At 65.6% G+C, this 4340-nt stretch carries 4 protein-coding genes and 2 pseudogenes; 1 reads left to right on the forward strand and 5 read right to left on the reverse strand.

Going from position 1 to position 4340, the window contains the following annotated elements:
• Positions 1-135 precede the first annotated feature (135 nt).
• From KVY23_RS24685 to KVY23_RS24700, 4 genes and pseudogenes are all read right to left on the reverse strand, one after another.
• A pseudogene (locus tag KVY23_RS24685) lies at positions 136-441 on the reverse strand (DDE-type integrase/transposase/recombinase); the annotation flags it as partial.
• Positions 432-746 carry a hypothetical protein gene (locus KVY23_RS24690; protein ID WP_075840832.1) on the reverse strand — a complete coding sequence of 105 codons (315 nt, stop codon included), beginning with the start codon at positions 744-746 and terminating at the stop codon, positions 432-434. The gene KVY23_RS24690 and the pseudogene KVY23_RS24685, both read right to left, overlap by 10 nt.
• Complete coding sequence (locus KVY23_RS24695) at positions 747-1034, reverse strand: hypothetical protein (protein WP_075840831.1); 288 nt, start codon at positions 1032-1034, stop codon at positions 747-749. It lies immediately after the preceding gene.
• Between the two features lie 167 nt (positions 1035-1201).
• Complete coding sequence (locus tag KVY23_RS24700) at positions 1202-1849, reverse strand: TetR/AcrR family transcriptional regulator (protein ID WP_075840841.1); 648 nt, start codon at positions 1847-1849, stop codon at positions 1202-1204.
• Between the two features lie 122 nt (positions 1850-1971).
• Here KVY23_RS24700 and KVY23_RS24705 point away from each other — a divergent pair, with 122 nt between their 5' ends.
• A complete protein-coding gene (locus KVY23_RS24705) occupies positions 1972-3549 on the forward strand; it encodes an MFS transporter (protein ID WP_230558523.1) in 1578 nt (525 codons plus the stop codon).
• An 87-nt stretch (positions 3550-3636) separates the two neighbouring features.
• Here the strand turns inward: KVY23_RS24705 and KVY23_RS24710 are convergent.
• Positions 3637-4172, reverse strand: a pseudogene (locus tag KVY23_RS24710) (IS30 family transposase); the annotation flags it as partial.
• Positions 4173-4340: the final 168 nt, after the last annotated feature.

The raw sequence follows: 4340 nt of genomic DNA on the forward strand, positions 1-4340 counted from the left end.
TCGCCGCCGCGCTCAACGATCGGCCTCGGAAGACACTCGGGTGGAGAACACCAGCGGAAGTGCTTGCAGAGCAGTTATACTCGGTCCCACGACGCGGTGTTGCGACGACGGGTTGAATCCGCCCTGGCTGCCGGCGTCGCTGTGATGAATGAGGCCGGGTCCAACGCGGTGTCCACCGTGATCTCGTCGCCACAGCGCCATCTTCAACGCGGTGGTGACCATAGTGGTGTCTTTGACCGTCGAGGCGTGCCACCCGACGATGGCTCGGGAGAAGCAGTCGATGACGAACGCGACGTAGACGAACCCCGCCCACGTCCTGGAGTACGTGAAGTCGGTGACCCACTTCCGATTCGGGGCCTCGGAAGTGAAGTGCGCCGCGGCGACGGTCGCGAGTATCACCAGTGCGGGACCGTAGCGTTTCGTTCGCCAGATCAGCAGCACGGCGACGACGATCCCCAATGCCGCAGTCTCGGGCGGGCCTCCTGCGGTGGTGATGCCGTCGCCACGTGATCGAGCGTCGAACTTCGGTGGATGTCGAGTTCGAGAACGTCGGTCTCGCTCAGCATCGTCTCGCTGTGCTCGCCGGTCATCGTGCACCCGCCCGATCCAGGAGCAGTTGTCCGACCGTGTACGGAGATCGCGGTGTCCGTACCGGCGGCCGCAAGGACGTACGTGTCGGGATCGAGCGGACCTCCGAGCACGATTTTGTCGGCGAGGTGTTCGCGCTCACGGGTAATTGCGAGCACCTATGCTTGCGTGACGACGAACTGGGTCGCGTCGAGCAGGGTGAAGAATTCTCCGTACGCAACCGAGTTGCCTGGGTTGCCTGCACTGTGCACCCTGCCCAGCGTGAGCGAACACTCCTGTGACACCGGGGACGCGTCTGTACCGGGGGACTGGGGAGCGGAGCCGTCAGGTGACTCGCCCGTACCGGGCTTGTCCGCCGATTCGGCTCCGCCGGCAGCGACGCCGATGCGCGGACGTACCGTCCGTTTCTTCTTCCCCGCGCAGAACGATGAATGACGCTCACGCACTGGTTACGAGCGGACACGAGGTTTCCTTCGGGGATCCGTACAACGAGCGACTTCCCGCGCGGTGAAACGGTAGACCGCAACAAGGCGTCGAAGACACGGGCTGCGGACCCGACGGCGAGAAGTTTCCCTCGGGCGGGGCGGGTGCAGAGATCAGTGCGGGGTCATGGTCAGCGCGCGTGTGCGGAGCGTGCAGCGAGGAAGTCGTCAACGAGTTGCTGGCGTTCAGCCGGGCCGATCGGCGGGAGTGCGGTGAGTCGGGTGAAGACGATGGGTCCGACGAGTTGGGTCAGGGCGAGATTGGTGTCGAAGCGACCGAGCTCTTGCTGGGCTTCGGGGCTGCCCAGGATCCGGTCGAACGGTTCGCGGTATTGGTCGACAACCCGCGCGCGAAGGGAACTGACCGGGTTCCGGTCCTCTTCGGGATGCGATGTCGTCTCGGCCGTGTCGGGTTGAACGGACCCGAGGGCGAGCCACCCGAGCATCGTCAGTTGGGCGGGGGCTTCCTCGATGAGCTTGGCCTGACGGTCCAGCAGTTCGATCAACTGTTCACGGACCGTTCCGGACGAAGTCGGTGCGGTGACCGGGGGCAGCAGACGTTCGAACGCCGCGGCCAGGAGTTGGGTGCTGTCGGTGAAGTGCCGGTAGAGGGTGGTCCGCGCGACCTTGGACGCTTTGGTAACCGCGTCGATCGTGACGGCATCGATGCCGCCGGTCGAGAGCAGGAACGTCGCCGCGTCGAGCAGTCGTGCGCGTGAGCGTGCCTTGCGCGGATCCACGAGCCGGTCCTCGTTGTCAACCAGGTTTTCGATGATCATCTTCTCGCCCACCTCGTCATTGTGCCCGAATCAGTCGCGGGCACTATCCACTTACCCAACATCGTGCTACTTATAGTAGCGAAGCGATACCCATCGTATCGCGATATATGTGGAGGTGGCGTATGGCTTCGGGTGATCGGGTGCTGCTGTCGCGGGCACAGAAGTGGACGTTGGTGGTCTCGTGCCTGTCGGTGGCGTTGGTGGTCGCGTCGATGGCGGCCCTGTACACCGCGCTTCCGGACATTGCGGTCACCACCGGGGCGACGCAAACCCAGCTCACCTGGGTGGTCGATGGGTACACGTTGGCGTTGGGGTGTCTGGTGTTACCCGCCGGGGCGCTAGGTGACCGTTACGGCCGGCGAGCGGTGCTGATCGTGGGGCTGACGCTGTTTTCGCTCGCCTCGGCGGCACCACTGTTGATATCGACCCCGTGGTGGTTGATCGCGGCGCGGGCCGCGGCCGGGGTGGGGGCGGCGTTCGTGATGCCGTCCACGCTGTCGATCCTGACCGCGGGCTTCCCCGAGCAGCAGCGGGGGCGGGCGGTCGGGATCTGGGCGGGGGTCGCCGGGGCCGGGGGTCTGCTGGGGATTCTGGGGTCCGGGGTGCTGCTCACTTACTGGTCGTGGCAGTCGATCTTCGTCGGCCTGACCGGGGTGGGGGTGTTTCTGCTGTTGTGCGCCTACACCATTCCCGAATCCCGCCAGGAGAATCCGCCGCGGATGGATGTGATCGGATCGGTCGCGGTGGTATTCGCGATCGGACTGGTGGTGCTGGCCATCATCGAGGTGCCGGCACGTGGCTGGTCGGATCCCGTGGTGGTCGCCGGGTTCGGGCTGGGTGTGGTGGCCACGGCGGTGTTCGTGGTGTGGGAGTTACGGGTGGATCATCCGCTGCTCGATGTGCGGTTCTTCGCCCGTCGGGGCTTCGGGAGCGGATCGTTCTCCATCACGATCCAGTTCCTGGTGACGTTCGGCGTCTTCCTGGTCCTCGTCCAATACCTGCAGTTGATCTTCGGATACAGCCCGTTAGGTTCGGCGCTGGCGTTGGCACCGATGATGGTGCCGTTGCTGCTCCTGTCGGCGGTCGCACCGTGGATGGCGGCCCGGCTGGGGTTACGGTTGATGACGGTGACCGGTCTGCTCGCCATCGCCGCGGGTTTGTACTTCGTCAGCCGGCTGGATTTGGACTCTACCTACCTCGACGTGTTGTGGCCGACGCTGATGATGAGCGGGGGTCTGGGCCTTGCCGCGGCACCGGCGACGGCGGCCATTGTCTCGGACACCGCGGTCGAAAAGCACGGGGTCGCCGCGGCGGTCAACGACGCCACCCGCGAGATCGGTGCGGCGATCGGCATCGCGGTCGCGGGCAGTGTCCTCGCCGCCGGGTACAGCCACAACGTCGCCCCGGCGATCGAGCGGCTCCCACCGGAGGCTCGGGGCCCGGTCACAGACTCACTCGCTGGCGCCCTCGAGGTCGCCGACCGGGCGGGACCGGCCGGCCGGCAACTCGCAGACTTCGCCAAGTCCGCGTTCCTGCACGGCACCGAGCAGTCCGCGATCGTCCTCGCACTCATCGCGGCGGCGGGTGCCGCGATCCTGCTGGTCTGGGCGCCCGGCCGCGCTCCCCGCACCCCGGACACGGGCGCATCGGGGAACCCGGCTGAACCGGCCCAGCGCAGTCGATCCCGCGCCCGCCGCTAGCCATCATTGTCGAGAAAGGACGCCCGCGACCCAGCAACCGCTACCGCCACACTCGCCGACCTACATGGGGTGCGGTCCGGACGACCCCGCCGGCCCGTTCTTCACCGGCGGAGCTTCACCGTAACCGTCCTTGTGTGGAGGATGCAGCAGCGTAGTGAATCTGCTGGTCCGTTCGACCAGTGTGCCCACAGCGGTCCGATTGGGTCCGATGATCAGGTCCCCTTCCCACTGGCCAGGTGTCGTCCGGTTGTCGACCTCGTCCGGGCGGGCGGCGATGGTGACGTCGTCGGTGATAAACCCTGTTCGAAGCTTCTTCGCTCGCGCCCGTGGTTTGCGCAGTGCCCGGCCGGTACGCAGGCACGCCACCAACTCACGTTCCAACGCGTTGCGGCCCTCGATGTAGAGAGCCTGATATACCGCTTCGTGAGAGATACGCATCGACTCGTCGTCGGGAAAATCGAGCGGCAACCGGTTCGCGATCTGCTCAGGCTCCACGCGCTCGCCCACCGTCGGTCCGCTCGCCGCGGCTTGTTGCGGCCCTTCCACGACGCGAACGGGCCCACAACGTCGCCGTTCTCATCGCGGAGTACACGAGACAGTTTCTCCGGAACATACTCTCGAACCACCGAGGATCAGCCCCAACTGGAGGCGGCACAGAAACTGGGTTGTCCTGGTTGCACCGATTCGGTAGCGACCAAGCGCGGGTCGCAGACACGAAATGCCCTGTCGTAGTGGAAGAATGAGATTTCTCGAGGATCAAATTCGGCCACAACGAAGGGCATCTCGCAGAT

Origin of the sequence: Rhodococcus sp. I2R, assembly GCF_020889545.1 — a bacterium.
Taxonomy (GTDB): domain Bacteria; phylum Actinomycetota; class Actinomycetes; order Mycobacteriales; family Mycobacteriaceae; genus Rhodococcoides.

Coding starts and splice junctions, on each gene's coding strand:
- KVY23_RS24700 (WP_075840841.1), bottom strand. CDS start 1,849: ATGATCATCGAAAACCTGGTTGACAACGAGGACCGGCTCGTGGATCCG.
- KVY23_RS24705 (WP_230558523.1), top strand. CDS start 1,972: ATGGCTTCGGGTGATCGGGTGCTGCTGTCGCGGGCACAGAAGTGGACG.